A 21,415-nucleotide genomic window follows, 5' to 3' on the forward strand; every position below is an offset into this window, starting at 1 on the left:
GCGGGTCGGCCGCCGACTACGGGCGGTAGTCTGGCGAGGTGACAGGCTCGGAAGACTCTCCCGCGTTCCGGCTCGCCTACGTGCCAGGCGTGACGCCCTCGAAGTGGGTGCGCATCTGGAACGAGCGGCTGCCCGACGTCCCCCTGACCCTCGCCCAGGTGCCCGCCACCGAGGTCTGCGAGGTCCTGCGGAAGGGCGATGCCGACGCGGGATTCGTACGGCTTCCGGTCGACGGGGAGGACCTCAGCGCGATCCCTCTCTACGAGGAGACGACGGTGGTCGTGGTCCCCAAGGACCACCTCTTCGCGGCGGCCGACGAGGTGGCCGTGGCGGACCTCGCCGACGAGCTGGTGCTGCACCCCCTGGACGACCCCCTGGAGTGGGAGCGTCCGCCGGGCCGCCCCGCCCTCGAGCGCCCCGCCACGACCGCCGACGCCGTCGAGCTGGTGGCGGCGGGCATCGGCCTGCTGATCGTCCCCCAGTCCCTGGCGCGGCTGCACCACCGCAAGGACCTCACGTACCGCACGATCACGGACGTCCCCACGTCCCGCGTGGCGCTCTCGTGGCCCCAGGAGGCCACGACCGACCTGGTGGACGACTTCATCGGCATCGTCCGCGGCCGCACCGTCAACAGCACCCGGGGCCGCCGCGCCGAGCCCGAGCCGAAGGCCAAGCGCCCGGAGAAGGGCGGCGCCCGACGGCAGCAGCCCGCCGGGGGCAAGGGCGGCGGCGGCCGGGGCACCGGCAAGCCGTCCGCCAAGAACGCGCGCCGGGGCTCCGGCGGCCCGAAGGGCGTCAAGGGCGGCAAGCCGCGCCGCAGGCCGTAGCGTCCCGCGGTCCCGCTCCGCGCGTCACCAGGGCTGGTTCGGCAGGAACGCGCCGGAGCGCGCCGACTCCGCCTCCCGCGCCCGGTGGGAGTGGACCAGGGCCCAGCAGCCCACCGCCGCCACCCCGATGGCGAGGACGACCAGGTGCCAGGTGGAGACCGTGGCCTGGATCGAGCTGCCCTCCGGGTGCGCGGCGACGGTGATCCCGAGGGCCAGCGGTACGGCCATCGCGAGGGCCCAGCCGCCGAGCACGGACGAGGCGAGGCGGTGCGGAAGCACGAGACCCGCCCAGAGCAGCACGGCGAGGGTGCCAAGGACGGCCACCGCGCAGCTCATGAGCCCGGGAACGGCGATTCCCGCGGCCGTGGCGCCCGTGGCGGCGCCCGCCGCCGCCCGGATCAGCCGGCGGCGGTCGAGGGAACGGGCCCGCCTCCCGCCGTGCCGCGCCAGATGCACGACGGCGAGCAGTCCGACGGCTCCCGCAAGCAGGTAGGGCCCGCTGTTGAGCCATGCGTCCTGGTCGAGTTCGCGCTGGCTCTGATGGAAGCTGTTGATGACGAATCCGCTGGTCAGGGCGAGGACGCCACTGCCGGCCAGGAGTCCGGCCCAGGTGCGCCGGCTCGGTGAGACAAGACTCGCCCAGGAGCCGATGAGCAGCCCCAGGAAGGGGAGGTGGGCGAGGACCAGGAGGGCGTTGAGCACCCCGTCCGCCCCGAAGGGGTAACCGGCCGCGACGGTGGCCCAGGGGGCGTCGGGTCCCGAGGCGTCGGCGGTGTGCCCCGCGTCGATCCACCACGTCTCGAAGGGGCGCGCACGGAAGACGAGGAGTCCCGGCCCGGTGAGCACGGCGTGCCAGTTGAGCTGGAACCAGGACAGGACCCAGAGGCCGACCGTGCCGAGGCCGAGGAGCCCCGGCAGGACGGGGTTCACGAGGGACGCGGGCCGCGCGGCCTGCCGCCACGGCAGCGTGGGCGGCGGCACAGCAGGCGCGGGCGGCGGGCGCCGCGGTGCCATCGGGGCCGCGGCCATCATGGTGGTGACGCGGCCCTCCGCGATCTGCCGCAGCTCCGCGGCGGCCTGCGCGACGTGCGGCCGTTCCTCCGGGTTCTTGGCCAGCAGGGCGTACAGCACGGCCCCCAGGGCGGGCCCGGCGCGGCGCGACACGGGCGGCGGGTCGGAGAGCACCGCCGCGATGGACTCCACAGCGGCGGGCCGGGCGAAGGGCGACGCGCCCTCCAGGGCGTGGAAGAGCGTGACGCCGAGGGCCCAGAGGTCCGTGGCGGGCACGGGCGCCCCGCGGATCTGCTCGGGCGCCATGTAGGCCGGGGTGCCGAAGACGCTCGTCGTGCTGGTGACCTCGCTGGAGAGCCGGGCGATCCCGAAGTCGGCCAGCTTGACCCGGCCGCCCGCGAGGAGCATCACGTTCTCGGGCTTGACGTCGCGGTGGATCACGCCCATCGCGTGGGCGGCGCCGAGGACCTCGGCGAGCTGCGCGCCGATCGACGCCACCCGGGCCGGCGGCAGGGGGCCCTCCCGGGCCACGAGCGCGGCCAGGGTGGTGCCCCGGACGAGCTCCATGACGATGACGACCTCGGAGCCCGCGCGCACCACGTCGTAGACGGTGACGGCCCCGGGGTGGTTGAGCTTCGCGGCCGCGCGGGCCTCCCGCAGCAGGCGCGCGGTGGCCTTGGTGTCCAGGGGCGCCGCCCCCTGCCCGGGACCGCGCACGTGTTTCACGGCGACCTCGCGCCCGAGCAGGGTGTCGACGGCCCGCCACACCACACCCATGCCACCCCGTCCCAGCTCCTCGATCAGCTGGAACCTGCCACCGAATGGCTGCCCGCCCTCAACCATCGCGACCCCCCGGAACGCGCCCCCTGATACTCGCGGGGTCATCATCCAGCCATTGGCGACTTCGCGCAGCACATGACAGAAGTTGCGCCGTTACGAGCGTTCCTGACCGCCTCCCAGGCGCCACCCACAGCCGTCGCGCCACGTCAGTGGGCCCGCGCCCCAGAGGCACCGCCCCCGCGGAGCGGGCTCCCGTTCGGTGTTCTTCCGCCTAGCCCCGCGGCAGCGCGTCGAGCGTCGGGCGGATCGCCTGCTCGGCCTTGTGCGGGTAGGGGAAGCCGTGGGCCTCGGCCACCTCCTTGGCCAGCTGGGAGAAGAGGTCGGCGGTCGCGCGCGCGGCGCGCAGGGCGTCGTCCTCGGCGAAGCCGCCGAAGGTGTCGTGCAGGCGCTCCCACACCCCGGGCGCCGCCCAGCGCCGCATGCGCGTGCCGCCGTACCAGACGTCGTGGCCGGTGCCCTCGCGCGTGAGCGCGTGCCACTCGACGACGGACTCCAGGAGCTCCTTCGTGGTCCAGTCCCGGGACTTGGCCACCCACAGCTCGCCCCGGGCGAGGTAGCGCGGCAGGTGCGCCATCTCGAACCAGAACTCCGCGCAGAGCTCCTCGAACTCCTCGGCGTCGGGCAGCTCCGCAGCCACCTCGCCGCTGGCGGCGGGCAGCCGGGCGGCCGTGCCGTCGGGGTCCCACAGCACCTCGTAGCCGCGCTCGTGCAGGTCGTCGAGGCCGTCCGCGGCCATCTTCGCGAGGAGGTCCACCGGCACGACCTGGAAGTCGACCTTGACGCCGCCTTCGAAGAACACCAGGCGCGCCGGGTTGTCCCACGGCCCTTCCAGGCCCACCTGCACCACGACCGGGCCCAACTCCTCGACCCAGTCGCCGTCTTCGTAGCGCTCGGGGTCGGTGGTGTAGACCTCGATGTCGTGGTCGGAGAAGGCGTCGACCGTCCCGTCGCGCCGCGCCCGCGACCCCGTCCGCAGCACGGCCCGGACGTCCTCCTGGCGCCGCGCCCACTCCCGTACCCGCTCGACGATCCCGTCGTCACCCGCTTCAACGATCATGCGGTCACGGTACTGCGTCGCCGTCGGGGGCCGGACCTCCCTCCCGTACGTACGAGTGGAGGAACGAGCAGATCCCCGCGGCCCCCGCGACGACGCACACCACCTCGGTGACGTCCGTGCCGAAGAGCTCCATGAGGTGGCGGTCGCCGGAGGCGAGGGCGACGGTCTGGCCCGCCACCACGGTGAGGCCGCCGAGGACCGCGAGGCCCTCGCCCGCCTGGAACACACGGGCCTCGTACGGCGCGAGGCGCTCAAGGGCTACCGCGTCGCCCCGCTCTTCACCGAGCGCGAGCTGATCAAGCTGATGGACGCGCGGCTCGTCCTGGAACCCGCGATGGTGCACGAGGCCGCGCGCCGCACCACGCCGGAGTTCCTGGCGGAGCTCGAGGAGAGCATCGACGAGCTCAAGCGCTGTGCGGCCGGGCCCCGTTCGGCCTCGGTCCGCTCCTACTGGGCCGCCGACGAACGCTTCCATCTGCGCATCGCCGCCCAGTGCGACAACCCGTTCCTGGAGAGCGCGTACCGCTCCCTGGGCGGCCACGTCCAGCGCTTCCGCCTCTTCGCGGAACTGGGCTCCTCCGAGGCCGAGTCACCGGCGCGCGAGCACGCGGCCGTCCACGAGGCGATGGCGTCGGGGGACGCGGAGGGCGTGGCGAAGCGGATGCGCCAGCACATCGAGAACGCGAAGGCCCGCGCCCTGAGCGACCGTCAGGCGGTGGCGGCCGACTGACGGTCGCTCGGCGTCGTCAGCTCCGCGGGACGTCGACGGTCTGGTCGCCGTCGGGCACGTCCGTGACCGTCACCAGGCCCTTCGGCACTCCGAGCCCCCGCGCCACGACGGCCGCGATCCCGGCGGCGTCCTGCCCCGTGGGCACGGGCACCTCCTCGCCCTCGCCGTAGCTCTCGATGGCCTTGGTGAAGTAGGCCGGGTGCCAGGCGCCGACCGCGCCCCGGACGTCCACGGAGGCCACCGCGCGGCCGCCGGCCACGGCCTTGATCCGGTCCAGGATCCGGTCCGAGCGCAACTCGCCCGGCACCTGGAACAGGCTCGCGTGCGCGCCCACCGCGCCGCCTGAGCGCAGCTGGACCGTGAGGGTCAGACAGCTGGTGACGCTCGGGTACAGGAGCGTGCCGCCGGGCCCGGCCTCCTTCACCTGCCCCTCCGTGACCACGGTCCGCGCGGGGGCGGACACCGGCGACGCGACCGGAGCGGCGGCCCGCGCCCCGCCGTCGCCCGCGTGGGCCGGAGCCCCGGCCACCAGCGAGGCCGCGACGGCGAGACCGGCCACCACGAGGGAGGGTCTGACGGAGGTGGCGTACGACGGCACGCCTGTACGTATGGACAAGAAGTACTCCTGGCTGAGAAATCTGCGACAACCGCCCGCGGCACACGGACCACGGCCGACCGGCCACTTTATGGCGCGGGCCGAACCGGACCGAACCGGGCCGGAGCGAGGGGCAGGGCGCCTCGCTTGAATGTCACCCCCTTGACCGGTGACGAATGCTCGTGGGACAGTCATCACCCACGCTGGTACGCCTGCCCGAACGGAGTTCCACCATGGAAGGCCAGAACGCCATCGACAGTGCCGCCGCCGCACGGCAGGAGCGCTTCGGCACACTGCCCGAGCGCATCCGCTTCGAGGACATGGTCGAGGAAGAGGCAGCCACGCCGGACGACCCGGCACGCCACACCTACCACCCCGAAGGCTCGTGGAAGACCTTCAACTGCCTGGCCGCCGACCTGGGCCTCTGAGCATGGCGTTGCCCTGGGCCGCCCGCCGGACATAGAAGGACACGAAAGGCGGACAGGCCCCGGCGGGAGGAGACGGGATGCGGGGGAGGGCGAGGGAGCGGACCCGTGGGAGCGGATCCCGCTGTGGTCCAGCGGCGGGGACACGCACGTGGACGGCTACTGCACCACATGCGGGTACGCCGCGAAGCCCGCCGTGGCCGTGCGCATCACCTGGCCCGACGGGGCGAAGGAGACCGTGCGGCTCAACGCCGACGGCTACTACCTCACCTTCTCCCGCCACTCGGTCATGGGCCCGAGCGGAGAGTTCGAGTACCGCACCATCGACGCACTCGACCGCGACGGGAAGACTGTGGCCGGCGACCCGTACGCGTAACCTGCGGTGGCCGCACCTCTCAGGCGACACCACGTGATCCGCGCTCAGAGGAGGACCGATATGACGCTTCCCCCAGGCCAACGTGCCGTCGACGGATTCCCGCGCTTTGGTTCGCACCTCCACCGCCCGCCGCCGCCCGTCCCCGTGGACCCGGTGATCGAGATCGGCGGAGCCCTCACCGAAACCGTGACCCTGACCGGGGGCGACCTCGCCAAGCTGCCGCGCCAGGAGCTGGGAGCCGACTTCCACTGCGTCGCCGGCTGGTCGGCGACCGGCCTGCGGTGGGAGGGCGTCGCGTTCGAGGGCCTCTACCGCACCCGGGTCGAACCGCTGCTCGCGGAGGGCACTTCGATCAGCCACGTCGTCTTCGAAGGCTTCGACGGCTACCGGTCGGTCGTGCTGCTGGAGGACGCCCTGGCCGAGGACGTGCTCATCGCCGACCGCCTCGACGGGCGGCCGCTCGACGGCGACCACGGCGCACCGGTGCGCCTGGTCAGCCCCAGCCAGTACGGCTTCATCAGCACCAAGCACCTCCGGCGCATCGCGTTCCACACCTCCGCACCGCCGGACCCCGACCGGTGGAACCCCATCGCGGCACACATCCGCGGCAGGGTCTGGAAGGAGGAACGGCACCGCTACCTGCCCGGCCGGGTGGTGCGGCCGGTCTACCGGGGGCTGATCAGGCCGATCCGCGCACTGAGCGCCCGGGGGAGCCGCACGTAGGGCGCCGAAGCCCGGCCGACCGCACGGCCCGGCGGAAGGTGAGGCCGCGACCTCACGTTCCGCCGGGCCGTTTCGTCGTACTCCTGGGAGCGGCACATCCCCGCCGACAGCGAGCCCGCGGAGGGCTCGCCCCTCCATGCCCCCTCGCCTCCTCAGGAGTCCCGCCATGACCACCAGCACCGAACTCAGCGAGCTGACCGGCGACTACGTCATCGACCCCGCGCACACCCGGATCGGATTCGTCGCCCGGCACACGATGTCCACCCGGGTACGCGGGCAGTTCGCCGAGTTCGGCGGCGGCGCGCGCCTCGACGGCGGCGAACCGTCGCGGTCCAGCGGCCAGTTGACCCTCCACGCGAGGAGCATCCAGACCCGCAACCAGCAGCGCGACGACCTGCTGTGCGGCAAGTTCCTGGACGTGGACAACCACCCGGCCATCACGTTCACCTCGGCCCACGTACGGCACGTCGACGGCGCCCGCTACAAGGTCGCGGGCGATCTGACCGTCCGGGGCGTGACCGTGCCGGTCACCCTGGACGTAGAGCTGACCACCGCCGCGACCGGCCCCGATGGCGACTTCCGGGTCGGCTTCACGGGCAGTGCCACGATCGACCGCCGCGACTGGGGCGTGAACTGGAACGCCCTGACCGCCGTCATGGTGAGGCCGAAGGTGAAGCTGGAGTTCGACGTGACGGCGGTGCGACGAACGTCCTGAAGGCCGCCGGGACGCCCAGCGGCCCCGCCCGTCGATACCGCTTCGTGAGGCCCCAACCACCCCTGTGCGCACGGCAGTTCAACTACAATTGACACGTGCTGGCTACACGGGGGCCGCAGCAGTAGACGGCGCGTCATGGGGGATCGATGGACCGCATTCCACCGTATGCAGGCATGGACCGCTTCATCGGAGCGTTCGACAAGCTCGTGGTGCAGCCCAGGCGCGGCCGCAGCCGCCTCCCGGCCGTGCTGCTCACCGAGTCCGGCGGCGGGTTCGCCGGGCGGCGGATCGTGGCGGGGCTGCGCGCGCGACTGCGCGGGGACAACGTCATGCTGGCGCCGCACGCCTACGTCACCCCGGCCCCGGAGGGCCACGACGCGCCGCACCTGGAGCTGTTCGAGCAGATCACCCAGCAGCTGACGGACTCCATGCCGCGCGGCGCCGGACGTCTGAAGCTGCCCGGCTACCGGCTGCTGCACGCCGTCCTCAGCGCCCCCCGCTTCGAGGGGCCCGTGGAGCGGCGCCACCGAGCCCTGCGCGACCACTGCTACGCCGACCACCGCCAGTGGTCACCGCTGTCCGCGGCCCTGTGGCGCCTCGGCGGCGGTGACCAGACCAGCGGCGCCGGCTTCATCGAGCTGCTGTGGAACTTCTTCTCGGGCCCCCTCTTCCAGCAGCTGCCCTGCGCGCTGTTCGGGATGCGCGCCACGCGCCGGATCCTGGGCCACGGCCGCAACCGCCGCTGGTACGCGCAGTGGTACCGGCAGCAGCACGGCAGCCCGCCCACGGACTTCTTCCGCTCCGCGCTCGACCTCGTACCGCACGACCAGGACGACCCGGACGCGCCCGACCCCGAACAGGTCGACCGCGTCCTGATGCACGCGCTGCTCGCCGACCTGGACGCGGCCGCCCGGCCGCGCCGGTACAACCCCTGGAGGCGGCGCCGTACGACACGGTTCGTGGTCCTCTTCGAGGAGCTGGGACCGGCCGACTCGCGCACCCAGCGCTTCGTGCGGGAGCTGCGGACGGCGTCGGCGGACCTCGGCACCACGTCCGTGTTCGTGGTGGCGGCCGGAGTGCGGTCGCTCGCCGCGCGCGTCCCGGACATCGAACCGTCCGACCTGGCCCACGCGGGCGCCGAGCTGGACCTCATCCTGGAGAGCGGGATGCGGACGGGGCGGCCGAGCGGCATGACCGTGCCGGCCCCGGCGGAGGACGAGCCGCCGGACGAGCGGGCCGCGTACTGGCTGCGGCACCAGCCCCGGCTCGTGCCGCCCGCACACCGCTTCTCGCCGGGCCTCGAAGTCGTGAGCACGGCGGGGAGCCTGGCCCTGGTCCTCGTCGTCCTCGCCGGGCTCTTCGCCTGGCGGCCGCTCGACCGGGAGGAGCGGGACGACTGCGCGGGGAAGACCTTCCTGGGGACCGACGGCACCTGCGTGGGCGTGGCCGAGGGCGCCAAGGGCTTCGGCCACAGCAAGGACGACCAGGGCGTGCGCGACGCCCTGCGGATGATCGAGACGCAGAACAGCGAGGTCGACGCGGCGACCCGCGACAAGGAGGCCGCGGGGAACGGCGGCGCGCGGCCGCGCACCGTCGTCTACCTCGGCCCGCTCAGCGGCGGCCAAGGAGCCCAGGACCCGGTGCGCGGCGGCACCCTGCCCGAGCTGCGCGGCCTCGCCCTCGCCCAGGCCCGGATCAACCAGCTCGCCCGCGCCAGCCACGACCGCGTGCCCCTGCGCGTCCTGACCGCCAACGCGGGGGACCGCTTCCAGGACGCCGAGAAGGTGGCCCAGCAGATCGCCCAGCTCGCCGGGCGCGACCCGTCCGTCGTGGGCGTCGTCGGCTTCGGGCAGAGCAGGCCGGGCACCCTGGACGCCATCAAGGTGCTCAACAAGGCGGGCATCCCCATGGTGGGCACCTCCGGCACCGCCGCGGAACTGCTGCGCACCGGCCGCCCCTACTACTTCCAGCTGGCGCCCACCAACGCCCGCCTCGCCCAGGTCATGGCCGCCTTCATGCGGCAGGCGAGAACGGTGGCCGCCGGGCCGGGCACGGCCGAGCGGATCGAGCTGGTCGCCGACCCCACCGACGTCTACAGCAACGACCTGGCCAGGGAGTTCCTGAAGTCCGTCGGCCGGAAGCCGACGACCGTGTGGGAGCACACCCCGCAGGACGACACCGGCGGCGCCCGCGTGCCCAACGCCGTGCGCGGCTCGCTCGCCACCAGCGCCCCCGACCTCGCCCGGCAGGTGTGCCGGGCCGTCGTGAAGACCCCGCGCACGGCGGTGGTGTGGACGGCGCGCGCGAACGAGTTCACGGCCTTCCTCGACGAGATGAACCGCCTCAGCGGCGAATGCCCCCGCCTGACCGTGCTCGGCGGCGACGACGTCACCAACTCCCTGCTCCAGGGCCAGCACCCGCAGCGCCGCTTCCCCGGCCTGACCCTGTACTACATCGCGCACGGCAGCGCCCCCGAACTCCTGCGGACCGCGGGCCGTTCGGCCATCGAGGCCCAGGAGTTCCTGCGCGCGTACGACCGCGAGAACCAGCGGCACCAGTGGGGCGAGGCCATGCGCGCGGACGGCCACCCGGTGCTCGCCTGGGACGCCCTGCGCTATCTGTCCGAGGCCGTGGACGAGGCCCGCGCCACCCTCGGCGGCAACGAGGACCGCCTCGGCGCGAGCCAGGTGCAGTCCGTCCTCTACCAGGGCCTGGGCGGCGGCGGCTTCAACGGCGCCACCGGCCGCATCGACTCGTCCGGCGCGGCGGGCGGCGGCCGTTTCACCCCCGACAAGCTCGTGTTCGTCCTGAGCGGAGAAGGGCGTACGAAGGCGGTCTGCGGCGCGATGACGAAGACCCTGAGCCCCAAGAAGTGGGGCGACCGCTTCGACTGCCCCGCGGCCTGACCCCAGCGTTCGGGTCAGGAATCCGTCGAGGGCCGCGCGCGCCGGCCCCAGTGCCCGCGGTGGACGACTTCCTCCGCGGTACGCCGCCGCGCGTCGATGCGGGAACTCTGCGCGGGCAGGTCGTCGGCGCGGTGGCCCACCGTGACCCCGCCGATGGGGGCGTACGCGTCGGGGATCCCGAACTCGGCCCGGAAGGGCCGCAGATGCTCGGGCATGATGCCGAAGAAGCACGCGCCGAGGCCCTCGTCGACAGCGGTCAGGAGCATCAGCAGCGCGGCCATGCCCGTGTCGATGTGCCAGTACGGGGCGGGCCAGCGGGCTTCGGCACGGTCCTCCCACCCCTTGTCGGGCTCCGCGTAGCGTTCGAGGTACGCCGCCTTGTGGGCCAGCGGGACCACGACCAGCGGAGCGTTCTGCATCGACGGCGTCTGCTCGACCCGCGTGGGCACGAACGGCCAGAACCGGGCGCGGTCGGCGGGATCGGTGAGCGCGAGGAACGCCCAGCCCTGCGAGAACCCCGCCGAAGGCGCCCGCAGCGCGGAAGCGAGCACCCGCTCGACCACTGTGGGCTCCAACGGCTTGTCGGAGTAGTACCGGACCATGCGCCGACGCCGGACGACTTCGGAGAACTCCATATCGGCGGATCCTGCCACGGCCACCCGGGGCACCTCTAGGTGAGGTGGGCGTTCATTCGAGCATGGTGCATCACGGGGCGAGGCGGGCCCGCGGCGAGCTGGAGCGCAGGCGGCCGCGCCCCTGTCCAGGTGTTGGTGTTGCGCATCGGCTGCGGGATGGTGGTCGTGGGGTCCAGGCTGTCCTGTGAGGCTGCGTTGGGAGGGGCATCGTGAAACACGACCCTGGCGAACTCGGACGTGTCGGCCGCTCGTTGAGTGAGGTGCTCGGCTTGTTGGAGAGGGAGCGGCGCCGTCTGGAGGAGCGGTACGGGCCGACTCCGGGTGGAGATCATTCCGCAGGTGGTCCGATGCAGACGATGCATGGGATCAGGGATCTGTGTGAGGGCGTGCGCAAGACGCTGAAGGACGTCGCTCTGGGCGTCGGGTACGTCTCGTTGGGCCTGGACGGGGAGGCCGACCACGCGGTGCGGATGGCGCGCAAGGGCATGATCGCTGTGCCGTCAGGTGCCGACCGTATGGCGCGCCCGCTCGGCGAGGACGTCGTGACTGCCCTGGAGCGGCTGCGCGATCTCGACGAGTTCTTCGAGAAGGACCTCGGGCTCAGGGTCGATGTGGCTCTGGCGGCGCCGCAGGCGACGTATCCGCCCGCGGACTGGGCGGAGTACGACTTGCGACGGCGCAGCCGGCCGGAGTGAACCCTGTACGAGTGCCCCCCGCGGTCTGACGGTTGCGGGGGCACTCGTCGTGGGCCTCGAGGAGGCGCTGACGCTGGCGGGCCGGGTCTCTCGACGGCTGAGTGATCCGGGCGGGGAGGCGTTCACCGCCCGGCCTGAACCACCGCGGACCAGCCCCGCCCCGCAGGCCCCCGCCGCGCACCGGTCACCTTACGCCGCCGTACCCCACTCACCGCTGCTTGCGCTTGCTCTGACGCATGGACCAGAGCGTGACCGCGATGCCGACGAGTGCCAAGAGAAAGAGGATCTTCATGTAGTTAGAGTGCCCAGGAAAGGGCAATCCAGTGCGACGAGTTGTGTGGCTAAGCCGACACGGTGGTCATGCGTCGGCACGCCGGGTGGGCCGCCGGACGTTTCAGTCGTTGTCGCTCTCCCGCAGCCGTGCGTAGACAAGTCGACCCCGTGGGGAGAGCCGGTATCCGACGGCGAGGCTTTCGGTCAGGCCGCGTTCCTTGAGGGTGCGGACGTCCGCCTTGAAGCGGCTGGTCTCGCGGCCCGCGCGGGCCGCCAGCTCGGCGGCCCGTGTCCCGGGGTGGTCATGGATGAGGGCCAGTGCCTCGCGGGTCCACGGCCCGCGTCTGCTGCGGGCGTCGATGCCTCGCAGGTCGGCGACGGCGTCGTCGAGTTCCGCCGCCGACAAGGCGGTGGTCTCGCGCAACTGGGCCCGTGGGTCCTCGCCGACGAGCCGGACGCCGATCCGGTACAGCTGTCGGTCCGTGCCCGGGCGCAGGTCGGCGAGGAGGTCGGCCCGGTCCCTGAAGCCCGCGCGGTGCGCGTCCCGCTCGGATACGTCCGCCTCCGTCACCCCCGTCACCTCACCGACCTCCAGCACCCCGGCCGCCGTACGGAGCCGGGTGCCCGGGCGCACGCCGGGACGGCGCCAGCTGCGGAAGGCCAGGTCGACCCGGCCGGACGCGATCTTCGCCAGCACGTCCTGCTTGAACAGCAACGCATCCTCCGCTGAAGGGCCCATGAGGGGTGGGTACCAGCAGCGTACGTCGGTGGGAACAGTGGTGCCGGGTGCCCGCTACGCGGCGGGCGGCGTCGGTGTCAGCTCGCGGCTGACGTGCCGTGTGTCCAGGCGCAGTCGCCACAGATTGCGGCGGTGGACCGCGGCGAGTTCGGCCTCCAGCGGGGACGGTGGCACCGCGAGGACGAGGCAGGTGGCGTGGGCCAGGCAGTAGCGGCTGACCGAGGGGTGCAGGGCACGGTGGAGGTGGCCGCGGTTTCCGGCCCCGATGACGAGGATGTCGTCCTCCTGGTCCGCGGTCTCCACCAGGGCCCGGCCCGGAGTGCCACGGGCCAGGAGGGCACGCATCGGAACACCGGGGCCTTCGGGGAACACCTCGCGGAGCGTGGCGACGAGCGTGTTCCGGGCGAGGCGTTCCCAGGCGTCGGCCGTGAGGGGCGCGTCCACGGCCCGTCGGGCGCACAGGTCGCCACCGGGCTGCTGCCAGGCCAGGACGGGCCAGAGCTCGGCTCCCCGGTGGCGGGCTTCGGCGGCGGCCCGGCACAGGGCCGTGAGGCTGCCGGGGGTGCCGCTCACCCCGACGACCACACGGGTGGCCGTCGGGGCCGCTTCAGGTCCGGGCATCGCTTCCCCCTCCATCGTGTCCATCATCGTGTCCATCGCGTGCCGCTGCGGGGCGTCCTGTCGCGCTGGCTCTGGCCGAGACTGTCCCCATCTGACGTCGGCACCAGATATTCCGCCCAGGGTCCGCGGCACTTCTTGGCACACTCCTGACGGCGGTCCTCCTGCCGGTGAGGAGCCCCGTCACCGTCCCGTCAGGGTCACCGCGTTCCGCGTCAACATCCCGTCAGGGACGGGCCGAGGGCAGGGGCGGGCGGGCATAGCGTCCTCGTCAGGTCTCGGCCACCCCGTCCGGGACCGGTCCCGGAACGCGGGACCACCTCGAACCACCTCGGCTCCTCCAGGAGGCACCCCATGGCAGAACTTCTGTGCGGCGAAGACCCGGAACCGTCTGATCGGTTCCCGGCCGGGCTGCTGTACGTCCCCGTCCGGCCGGGTCCCTCCGGGTACGCGACCCGGCTGTTCCGCACCCCGCTCGGTGCTCGTACGGCCGTCGGGTTCACCACCGAGCGGCAGCTGGCAGCCACGTTCGGCCCCGACCACCTGTGGATCAGGCTCGCCGAGCCCGCGCTGCGTGCCATGACCGAGCCGCTCGGCGCCGCCGCCCTCACGGTGGACCCCCGGCTCACCGCACCCGCGCCGACCCGCGAGGAGCAGCCGATCCGCGAGGAGCAGCTGTCCCGCGAAGAGCACCTGGCTCCGGCTCGCGAGGAGCAGCCGGCCCCCGTCCGTACGCCGTGTACGGACGCCATGGAACCGGCGGACGACGACGATGACGACGAGCCCTGGCCGCACGGCGGAGGCCACTGCCGCTGGTCGCTGTCGTTCCGGCTCGACTGAGCGGGGCGCCGCGATGACCATCGTTCACGAACCCGCCGTCACCACCCCGGCCGACGATCTTTCGGTGTGGCCCGCCTCCACCACCGAGCCGCAGCCGGGCGACCTGAGCGTCGGCGGCGTACCGCTCGCCGAGGTCGCCGACCGCTTCGGGACACCGGCGTACGTCCTCGACGAGGGCGAGGTCCGCCGCCGCTGCCGCACCTACCGCGACGCCTTCCCCGAGGCCGAGGTCCACTACGCCGCCAAGGCCTTCCTGTGCCGGGCCATGGCCGGCTGGGTGGAGGAAGAGGGACTCGGACTCGACGTCTGCTCCGCGGGCGAACTGGAACTCGCGGTCGCCGCCGGGTTCCCGCCGGAGCGGATCCTCCTGCACGGCAACGCCAAGACGCCGCACGACCTGAAGAAGGCCCTGCGGTTCGGCGTCGGCCGGATCGTCATCGACAGCCCGTCGGAGATCGCCCGGCTCGCCGCGGCGGTCGGCACCGGAGGACGGCAGAAGGTGATGGTCCGCGTGGTGCCCGGCGTCAGCGCCGGAGCCCACGAGAAGATCCGCACCGGCACGGACGACCAGAAGTTCGGCCTGTCGATCTCCGGCGGCCACGCCCAGGACGCCGTCGCCCGCATTCTCGACCAGCCGCAGCTCGAACTGACGGGCCTGCACGGCCACTTGGGTTCGCAGATCACCGACGTCGCACGCACGGGGCCGGGACGCCGACGGCGTCCCGGCCCCAGGGCGTCTACGGTCAGGACGCGGGCAATTCACCCCGGACCGTGCGGGCGGCGGCGACCAGGTTCTCCAGGGAGGTCTGGGTCTCCGGCCAGCCGCGGGTCTTCAGGCCGCAGTCGGGGTTGACCCACAGCCGCTCCGCGGGGATGGCGTCGAGGCCGGTGCGCAGCAGCTCGGCGGCCTCTTCGGCGCTCGGGACGCGCGGCGAGTGGATGTCGTACACGCCGGGGCCCGCCTCGCGCGGGTAGCCGTGTGCGGCGAGTTCGCGGGCGACCTGCATGTGGGAGCGGGCGGCCTCCAGGCTGATGACGTCGGCGTCGAGGTCGTCGATGGCCTGGACGATGTCGCCGAATTCGGCGTAGCACATGTGGGTGTGGATCTGGGTTTCCGGGCGGACGCCGCTGGTGGTGAGGCGGAACGACTCGGTGGCCCAGTTCAGATAGGCCGCGTGGTCGGCGGCGCGCAGCGGCAGCGTCTCGCGCAGGGCGGGCTCGTCGACCTGGATGACCGAAGTGCCCGCCGCCTCCAGGTCGTTGACCTCGTCGCGCAGGGCGAGGGCCACCTGTCGCGCGGTGTCGCCGAGGGGCTGGTCGTCGCGGACGAAGGACCAGGCGAGCATGGTCACCGGGCCGGTCAGCATGCCCTTGACGGGGCGTTCGGTGAGGGAGTTGGCGTACGAGGTCCAGCGCACGGTCATCGGCTCGGGGCGTGAGATGTCGCCTGCGAGGACCGGCGGGCGCACGTAGCGGGTGCCGTAGGACTGGACCCAGCCGTGCTGGGTGGCGAGGTAGCCGGTGAGCTGTTCGGCGAAGTACTGGACCATGTCGTTGCGCTCGGGCTCGCCGTGCACCAGGACGTCGATCCCGGTCTTCTCCTGGAAGGAGATGACCTCGCGGATCTCGTTCTCGATGCGCTGCTCGTACCCGGCGGTGTCGATGCGCCCGGCGCGCAGGTCGGCACGGGCCGTGCGCAACTCGGTGGTCTGCGGGAACGAGCCGATGGTGGTCGTCGGAAGCAGGGGCAGCTTGAGGTGGGAGCGCTGGGCGACGGCCCGGTCGGCGTACGGCTGCGAGCGACGGCCGTCGGCGTCGGTGACGGCGGCGGCCCGCGCTCGTACCGCCGGGTCGTGGGTGATCGCCGATCCGGCGCGGGAGGCCAGGTCGGCCCGGTTGGCCGCGAGTTCGGCGCTGATGGTGTCCGTGCCCTGGGACAGCCCCTTGGCCAGGGTGGCGATCTCGGTGGTCTTCTGCTTGGCGAAGGCCAGCCAGCGCAGGATCTGCGGGTCGATGTCCCGCTCGGCCGTGGCGTCGATCGGCACGTGCAGGAGGGAGCAGGAGGCGGCCACGTCGACCCGGTCGGCCAGGCCGAGGAGGGTGCCCAGGGTGGCGAGGGACTTCTCGAAGTCGTTGATCCAGATGTTGCGGCCGTTGACCACACCGGCGATCAGGCGCTTGCCGGGCAGGCCGCCCGCCGCGGCAAGCGCGTCGAGGTTGGCGGCTGCGGCATCGGTGAAGTCCAGGGCCAGGCCGTCGATCGGGGCCTTCGCCAGGACGGGCAGGGCGTCGCCGAGCCGGTCGAAGTAGGAGGCGGCCAGGAGCTTGGGCCGGTCGGTGAGGGAGCCGAGGTCGCGGTAGGCGCGGGCGGCGGCGTTGAGTTCGGCCGGGGTGCGGTCCTGCACCAGAGCGGGCTCGTCCAGCTGAACCCACTCCGCGCCCGCCGCGCGCAGGTCGGCGAGCACCTCGGCGTACACGGGAAGGAGCCGGTCCAGGAGGGTCAGCGGCTCGAAGTCGGCGGCCACGCCGGGCGCGGGCTTGGCGAGCAGCAGATAGGTGACGGGGCCGACCAGGACCGGGCGGGCGGCGATGCCGAGCGCCAGGGCTTCCTTCAGCTCGGCGACCTGCTTGGCGGAGTTCGCGGTGAAGACCGTGTCCGGGCCCAGCTCGGGCACCAGGTAGTGGTAGTTGGTGTCGAACCACTTGGTCATCTCCAGCGGCGCCACGTCCTGGGTGCCGCGCGCCATGGCGAAGTAGCCGTCCAGGGCGTCGGCCGCGACGGCGGCCCGGTGGCGTGCGGGCACCGCGCCGACCATGACGGTGGTGTCGAGGACGTGGTCGTAGTACGAGAAGTCGCCGGTCGGTACCTCGTGGACGCCGGCGGTGGCGAGCTGCCGCCAGTTGGCGGTGCGCAGCTCGGCGGCGGTGGCACGGAGGGCGTCGGCGGTGACGCGGCCCTTCCAATAGCCCTCGATTGCCTTCTTCAGCTCTCGGTTCGCGCCCTGGCGGGGGTAGCCGTACACAGTGGCCTGTGCTGCCGCGGCTGCGGGCTTGCTGGTCACGTAGATCTCCTTCGCGAGACGGATCCATGACGTCCCGGCGAGGGAACGAGAGCGCGAAGGGGTGACGAACCGGACGGAAACAACCTCGCGCGGCACAGCGCGGTCGTCCGCCTGGTATGTACGCCGACCCGCCCTCGAGGTCACCGGGATTTCCGCGCGCGGAGTGGTCCGCACACGGGCAGTTGGCAGGTCTTCGGACTCGCGGGCACGTCCTCAAGGAGGACACCTACTGGCCGTCGCTTCCCAGATCCGTACCGGATCCAGTGCTATGACGGCGGTCGTTCCCACTCACCGCTGCGGGGCAGTCCCGGATTCCCACCGGGTTCCCTCTTGCGACGCTCCCGCCTGGCGGGCGGGGCGAACCAGCTGCATCGGCCACCTTACGGGGTGTCGCCCGCGCAGAACAGCACCGTCCAGGATCCGGAAGGTCTCACGGCAGCGGAGTCCGGCACGGACGCATCGGCGAAGGCGTTCGGCGACGAAGACGTACGAGGAAGACGTACGAGGAAGACGTACGCGAAGACGTACGAGGAATGTGTTCGGCGAAGGCGTTCGGCGAAGATGTGTCGAGAGGCCATGCATTCAGGGGCGTCCTTCCTCCTTGGTTCGCAAGGGGATTGACAGGTGAGTGGGGGTCGGTAGGGGGTGACGGGTGCGAAGTCAGCGGCTGCATATGTGGTGCCAACTCCCGCGGCACGGGGAAGCCGGTGAGAATCCGGCGCGGTCCCGCCACTGTGACCGGATGAGCCTCGGCTCCCGGAAGTCAGATCGCCGTCCGCGGGTTAACGATGAGGCCCACGAGGATGGCGCCGAAACGTCGGGGGAGTCTTTCGCCATGCATTGCCGCTGTTTCTCCAGTGCGAGCGCAGCTGGACGCATCCGTTCTCAGTGCTCGGCCGTCATTGGCCTGCCCTGATGCGTCCTGATGCGTACGGAATCTGCTGACTCAGGATCCCCGACGGCCTTGCCGCAGCCCACCTGACACCGCGTCATCTCCGTGTTGTTCAGGCGGGAATCGCCAGTGCCGCGGAACATCGCGTATGCCTGGCGTGGAAACCGTCCTGCGGCCTGGCACCGAACGGTGCCCTTCGCCGGAGGAGTTGGCGTCACGGCCCACCACCGCTGTGCTCAAGCCGACTCCCGACGGCGCCGCGCTCCGCCCGATCGGTGGGGCCGAGCCGGCCCGGATGCTGCGTGGCCGCCAGCCCGGGCCGCGTAGGCGCTCGCGGCCAGCTCCTCCACCAGTGCGCTCTTCGCCGTCGCGTAACGCCGTCTGCCGTCGCCGTCGGCACGGAACTCCCGTGCGAGAGCGACCTTCAGGGCGCTGTAGCGCCGCACTTCGTCGGGCCGCTGACGCAGGTAGTCGCGGAGCACGATGTGATCGAGGTGGGGCTTGGTGCCCGCGACCACGCAGTAGAGGTGGTGAACGGGAGTTCCGGGAGGAGCCTGGAACGCCTCCCGGCCAGGGATTCCCAGGTCACCTTCGTGGCGGTAGCCAAGGCCGGAGAGCCGGGAGATCACTTCGGGCACCGCGGTGGCCTCGGCCACCACGATGTCGAGGTCGATGATCGGCTTGGCAGCACATCCGGGCACCGCAGTGCTGCCGACGTGCTCGATGCGCACCGCCAGATCCGCGAGGTGTGGTACGAGTCGTCGCCGCAGTTCCTCAAATTGCTCAGCCCACAGGGGGTCGTGGTCGCCGACCATGATCACGCCAGTCATGGCCGCAGTCTCGCAGGACCGCCGTGCCCCGTGGCGGCGCCTGTGCTGGTCTGCGGAAACGCTACGACTCGCCGGTGATCCTGGCCGAGCCGATCGTCGCCGCGGCGATCTCCCTGGCGGCGGTCCGGGTCGACGAGTTGGCGTTCAGGTTGGTCAGCGATGCCTGGTTGAGCGCGTGGACGACGAACTCGTAGGTGTTCACCGTCGAGGGCGAGCAGGGCCCTTGGTAGCCGTAGAGGCTGGCACTGCCGCGGTAGTAGACCTGCCTGGCTCCCGCGGGGGTCGAGGGCCGGTATTCATGGGCGACGTTCTGGGGGAGCGAGGCCGTGGTCGCCGGGATGTCGTAGATGACCCAGTGGATGAGGTTGGCGTTGTCGAGATCGCGCATGACGATCGCGTAGCTCTTGGCGGCGGTCGGAGCACCCGACCAGGCCAGGGGAGGTGACTCGTTCCTCTTGGCGGGGTCGCTTCCTCCGCCGCTGGTGCACTCGTGGACCTTGGGGATGACGCCGCCGTTGGCGAACGCGGTGCTGGACAGGGCGAAAGCGCTCCGGGGTGCCGACGGCGCCGACGAGGTCGACGAAGCGGTGGCCGGCGCGAGGCCGGCGGCCCCGGTGATGAGCAGAGCGCAGAGCGCGATTCTTGCACTTCTCACTGGAGGCTCCCGAGGATGCTTGTGGCCGCTTGGGTGTCCGTGGCGCGAGAGTGGCATGCGTGGGGCGCAACCAACGTATGAACGCTGAGTTCTGATGTCATGTCACTCATCGATGCGATCGAGGTACTTTTCTCGCCTTCGGCTTGTCGTCCCGGACGGGAATGTCAACTCGACCTCCCTGATGCACATTTGATGGTTCGGCAGAGTGGTGCTACCTCGGATTTGTCCTGCCCGCGACGCGCGCGGCTTCGGCGAGCTGGGCTTGGTTGGTCCGCCTCAGCTTCTCCAGCGTGCTCCGATTCTCCGCGACCAGGTCCTTCTGGTAGCGCGATTCCACCGCGAACCACACGCCGACGAGGTTGGTCTTCTTCTTGCAGGCGATATCGGCGCTCGCCGTCTCGATCTGCTGTGCCGTCACGCGCTCGGTGAAGCGAGGGTCTCCCGGCGGGTCGAGCGGTGTGGCGTAGTCGTGCCCCTTCGCTTTCATGCACCGCGCCCACTGGGTGAACACCGCGCGTACCCGGGAGTCCCGTTGTGAGCGTGTGAAGCTCTCCGCAGAGAGGTTCTGCGCTGTCGACGTCTCGCTTTCGGAGAGCGACGGGGCGCCGGACGAAAGGCCGCGTGCCGCCGGTCGGCGATCTGGGGCGTGACGGAGGAGGGCGCACCCAGGCGGGCGACGTCGTAGAGCGCGATGGCCTCGGCGGCGTACTGCTTGGTGTCGTCGGCCAGATCGGCCGCCCACCGGGCCTGCCGGGCGGCGCGCTCCAGGTTCCCCTCGGCCGCGATGACCCATGCGCGGTCGAGCTCGATCCACGGGTCCAACAGCCGCCGGACCTCCCCCTGCGGGCCGTCCGTGCCCAGGGCGTCGGCGCGCCGCATCCAACGCCCCGCCCCGGCGGCGTCACCGGCGAGGGCCGCGGCTCCGCCCAGATCGGCCAGGAGCCAGCGGGCGAGCTGCTCGGCACCGCGCCCGTGCAGCGCGGCCACCGCCTCCCGCAGCATCGTCTGGGCGGTGGCCACCTGCCCCTGGCTCTTGGCGATCGAGCCCCGGCATCCGGCCCAGCCGATGGCCACCTCCCTGATTCCCTGGTCGACGGCGTCGCTGTAGCCCGCTTCCGCCAGGCTCCTCGCCTCGTGCAACCGTCCGGCAAGCACCAGACCGAGGCAGTGCGTCCAGCCGAGCACGGCCTCCTCCCACAGCATCGAGGCGGGTTGTCCGGAGCCCGCCGTTCGGTCGGCGGCCCGGTCCCACAGCCACACTCCCTCCCGGCACACCAGCGCACCGTCCTCGTACGCCTCGACCAGGAGGTCCCTCAGCACCCGGGGCCTGCCCGCCGCCGTCCGGGTGATCGCCAGCCGGGTCACCCCTTCCACCAGCGGCCCCAGGGAGCGCGTCAGCAGTTCGTCCATCGCCCCCGGTGCCAGCGGTTGGACGAGCATCCGGCGGACCAGCCCGCCCTTCCAGAGCGCGGTCACCGCGTCCGGCGTGGACTCTCCCGTCCGCACCGTCGCCACCACGGATACGAGGCCGCGCAAGGCGAGTTGGTGGATCACCCATGCCGACTCCTCGTCCAGCAGATGGGCGTCGTCGACACCCACCACGAGCGGCGGCCGGTGCCGTGCCGCACGTCGCACCGCGTGGTGCAGCACGGCCATCGGATCAGTGCCGGATGGCTCGTCGCCCGCGATCAGCGGCAGCAAGGCGCCGAACGGGATGGCCGCGCACGCGCGCGTGGCGGACAGCCAGCAGGTGGCCCGGCCCGCCCTCCGGGCCCGCGTCAGGACCGCTCGCGCCAGGCGGGTCCTGCCCACCCCGGCCTCGCCCGCCAGTACCACCCCTCCACCGGCGTTGCCCCCTGAACCGGTGGCCGTACTCGTACCGATCGCCGCCCCGATCGCGACCAGCTCCCGTGCCCGGCCGAGCAGGGGCCAGTCGGACATGATTGGACAATTCCCCGTCATTGCTTCCCC

The 21,415-nt window shown here is 72.3% G+C and carries 22 protein-coding genes, 1 pseudogene and 2 riboswitches; of the genes and pseudogenes, 10 read left to right on the forward strand and 13 right to left on the reverse strand.

What is annotated here, in order from left to right:
- Nucleotides 1-38: 38 nt before the first annotated feature.
- Entirely contained in the window at nt 39-827 is a 789-nt protein-coding gene (locus IG74_RS0105415) for a LysR family substrate-binding domain-containing protein (RefSeq protein WP_030670459.1), read from the forward strand.
- A gap of 24 nt (nt 828-851) precedes the next feature.
- Here the strand turns inward: IG74_RS0105415 and IG74_RS47715 are convergent, their stop codons facing one another.
- The 3 genes from IG74_RS47715 to IG74_RS54150 form a co-directional block, all read right to left on the reverse strand.
- Nucleotides 852-2,726: a serine/threonine-protein kinase gene (locus tag IG74_RS47715; protein ID WP_324607488.1), complete on the reverse strand. Its 1,875-nt coding sequence runs from the start codon at nt 2,724-2,726 to the stop codon at nt 852-854.
- Between the two features lie 163 nt (nt 2,727-2,889).
- Nucleotides 2,890-3,735, reverse strand: coding sequence for an aminoglycoside 6-adenylyltransferase (locus IG74_RS0105425; RefSeq protein WP_030670466.1), 846 nt, complete (start codon nt 3,733-3,735; stop codon nt 2,890-2,892).
- Nucleotides 3,736-3,739: 4 nt separating this feature from the next.
- The gene (locus IG74_RS54150; protein WP_267885542.1) at nt 3,740-3,868 is read right to left on the reverse strand and encodes a hypothetical protein; all 129 of its coding nucleotides are present in this window, start codon (nt 3,866-3,868) and stop codon (nt 3,740-3,742) included.
- A gap of 3 nt (nt 3,869-3,871) precedes the next feature.
- On the opposite strand from IG74_RS54150, the gene IG74_RS0105435 reads away from it, so the two are divergent.
- Complete coding sequence (locus IG74_RS0105435) at nt 3,872-4,465, forward strand: GntR family transcriptional regulator (RefSeq protein WP_234334223.1); 594 nt, start codon at nt 3,872-3,874, stop codon at nt 4,463-4,465.
- A gap of 16 nt (nt 4,466-4,481) precedes the next feature.
- Here IG74_RS0105435 and IG74_RS0105440 read toward each other — a convergent pair whose 3' ends face one another.
- Nucleotides 4,482-5,081, reverse strand: coding sequence for a hypothetical protein (locus IG74_RS0105440; protein ID WP_234334224.1), 600 nt, complete (start codon nt 5,079-5,081; stop codon nt 4,482-4,484).
- A 212-nt stretch (nt 5,082-5,293) separates the two neighbouring features.
- Here IG74_RS0105440 and IG74_RS0105445 point away from each other — a divergent pair, with 212 nt between their 5' ends.
- From IG74_RS0105445 to IG74_RS0105465, 5 genes are all read left to right on the forward strand, one after another.
- Nucleotides 5,294-5,488, forward strand: a complete 195-nt coding sequence (locus tag IG74_RS0105445) for a hypothetical protein (RefSeq protein WP_030670478.1) — start codon at nt 5,294-5,296, stop codon at nt 5,486-5,488.
- A gap of 148 nt (nt 5,489-5,636) precedes the next feature.
- Complete coding sequence (locus IG74_RS0105450; protein ID WP_030670480.1) at nt 5,637-5,861, forward strand: hypothetical protein; 225 nt, start codon at nt 5,637-5,639, stop codon at nt 5,859-5,861.
- A gap of 60 nt (nt 5,862-5,921) precedes the next feature.
- A complete protein-coding gene (locus IG74_RS0105455; protein WP_030670483.1) occupies nt 5,922-6,584 on the forward strand; it encodes a molybdopterin-dependent oxidoreductase in 663 nt (220 codons plus the stop codon).
- Nucleotides 6,585-6,750: 166 nt separating this feature from the next.
- A complete protein-coding gene (locus IG74_RS0105460) occupies nt 6,751-7,299 on the forward strand; it encodes a YceI family protein (RefSeq protein ID WP_030670486.1) in 549 nt (182 codons plus the stop codon).
- A gap of 173 nt (nt 7,300-7,472) precedes the next feature.
- Nucleotides 7,473-10,205, forward strand: coding sequence for an ABC transporter substrate-binding protein (locus tag IG74_RS0105465; RefSeq protein ID WP_234334225.1), 2,733 nt, complete (start codon nt 7,473-7,475; stop codon nt 10,203-10,205).
- 14 nt (nt 10,206-10,219) lie between these two features.
- On the opposite strand, the gene IG74_RS0105470 is transcribed toward IG74_RS0105465, so the two are convergent.
- Nucleotides 10,220-10,840, reverse strand: a complete 621-nt coding sequence (locus tag IG74_RS0105470) for a nitroreductase family protein (RefSeq protein WP_030670491.1) — start codon at nt 10,838-10,840, stop codon at nt 10,220-10,222.
- A gap of 386 nt (nt 10,841-11,226) precedes the next feature.
- On the opposite strand from IG74_RS0105470, the gene IG74_RS53210 reads away from it, so the two are divergent.
- Nucleotides 11,227-11,535: a hypothetical protein gene (locus IG74_RS53210; protein WP_234334226.1), complete on the forward strand. Its 309-nt coding sequence runs from the start codon at nt 11,227-11,229 to the stop codon at nt 11,533-11,535.
- Between the two features lie 394 nt (nt 11,536-11,929).
- On the opposite strand, the gene IG74_RS52700 is transcribed toward IG74_RS53210, so the two are convergent.
- Nucleotides 11,930-12,523, reverse strand: a complete 594-nt coding sequence (locus IG74_RS52700; RefSeq protein ID WP_030670496.1) for a hypothetical protein — start codon at nt 12,521-12,523, stop codon at nt 11,930-11,932.
- Between the two features lie 78 nt (nt 12,524-12,601).
- Nucleotides 12,602-13,168 carry a universal stress protein gene (locus IG74_RS0105490; RefSeq protein ID WP_030670499.1) on the reverse strand — a complete coding sequence of 189 codons (567 nt, stop codon included), beginning with the start codon at nt 13,166-13,168 and terminating at the stop codon, nt 12,602-12,604.
- Between the two features lie 351 nt (nt 13,169-13,519).
- On the opposite strand from IG74_RS0105490, the gene IG74_RS53215 reads away from it, so the two are divergent.
- Nucleotides 13,520-14,005, forward strand: a complete 486-nt coding sequence (locus tag IG74_RS53215) for an SAV_915 family protein (protein WP_234334227.1) — start codon at nt 13,520-13,522, stop codon at nt 14,003-14,005.
- A 13-nt stretch (nt 14,006-14,018) separates the two neighbouring features.
- Nucleotides 14,019-14,696 (forward strand): annotated as a pseudogene (locus IG74_RS0105500) (diaminopimelate decarboxylase family protein); the annotation flags it as partial.
- A gap of 52 nt (nt 14,697-14,748) precedes the next feature.
- On the opposite strand, the gene metE reads toward IG74_RS0105500, so the two are convergent.
- From metE to IG74_RS47720, 6 genes are all read right to left on the reverse strand, one after another.
- Nucleotides 14,749-17,067, reverse strand: coding sequence for a 5-methyltetrahydropteroyltriglutamate--homocysteine S-methyltransferase (metE, locus tag IG74_RS0105505; RefSeq protein WP_030670507.1), 2,319 nt, complete (start codon nt 17,065-17,067; stop codon nt 14,749-14,751).
- 166 nt (nt 17,068-17,233) lie between these two features.
- Nucleotides 17,234-17,449, reverse strand: a riboswitch (cobalamin riboswitch).
- A complete protein-coding gene (locus tag IG74_RS51940) occupies nt 17,448-17,645 on the reverse strand; it encodes a hypothetical protein (protein ID WP_158857465.1) in 198 nt (65 codons plus the stop codon). Its footprint overlaps the riboswitch before it by 2 nt.
- A gap of 81 nt (nt 17,646-17,726) precedes the next feature.
- A riboswitch (cobalamin riboswitch) is annotated at nt 17,727-17,862 on the forward strand.
- 333 nt (nt 17,863-18,195) lie between these two features.
- Nucleotides 18,196-18,789 (reverse strand): GrpB family protein, encoded by a 594-nt coding sequence (locus IG74_RS0105510; RefSeq protein ID WP_078868602.1) that lies wholly within the window; start codon nt 18,787-18,789, stop codon nt 18,196-18,198.
- Between the two features lie 61 nt (nt 18,790-18,850).
- The gene (locus IG74_RS0105515; protein ID WP_030670513.1) at nt 18,851-19,444 is read right to left on the reverse strand and encodes a YbhB/YbcL family Raf kinase inhibitor-like protein; all 594 of its coding nucleotides are present in this window, start codon (nt 19,442-19,444) and stop codon (nt 18,851-18,853) included.
- A gap of 211 nt (nt 19,445-19,655) precedes the next feature.
- On the reverse strand, nt 19,656-19,931 hold the full coding sequence (locus IG74_RS45585) for a hypothetical protein (RefSeq protein WP_158857467.1): 276 nt from the start codon (nt 19,929-19,931) through the stop codon (nt 19,656-19,658).
- Nucleotides 19,928-21,385, reverse strand: a complete 1,458-nt coding sequence (locus IG74_RS47720) for an ATP-binding protein (RefSeq protein WP_030670518.1) — start codon at nt 21,383-21,385, stop codon at nt 19,928-19,930. The genes IG74_RS45585 and IG74_RS47720 overlap by 4 nt, the downstream gene beginning before the upstream one ends.
- Between the last annotated feature and the right edge of the window lie 30 nt (nt 21,386-21,415).

This window comes from Streptomyces sp. NRRL B-1347 (assembly GCF_000720325.1).
GTDB lineage: Bacteria > Actinomycetota > Actinomycetes > Streptomycetales > Streptomycetaceae > Streptomyces.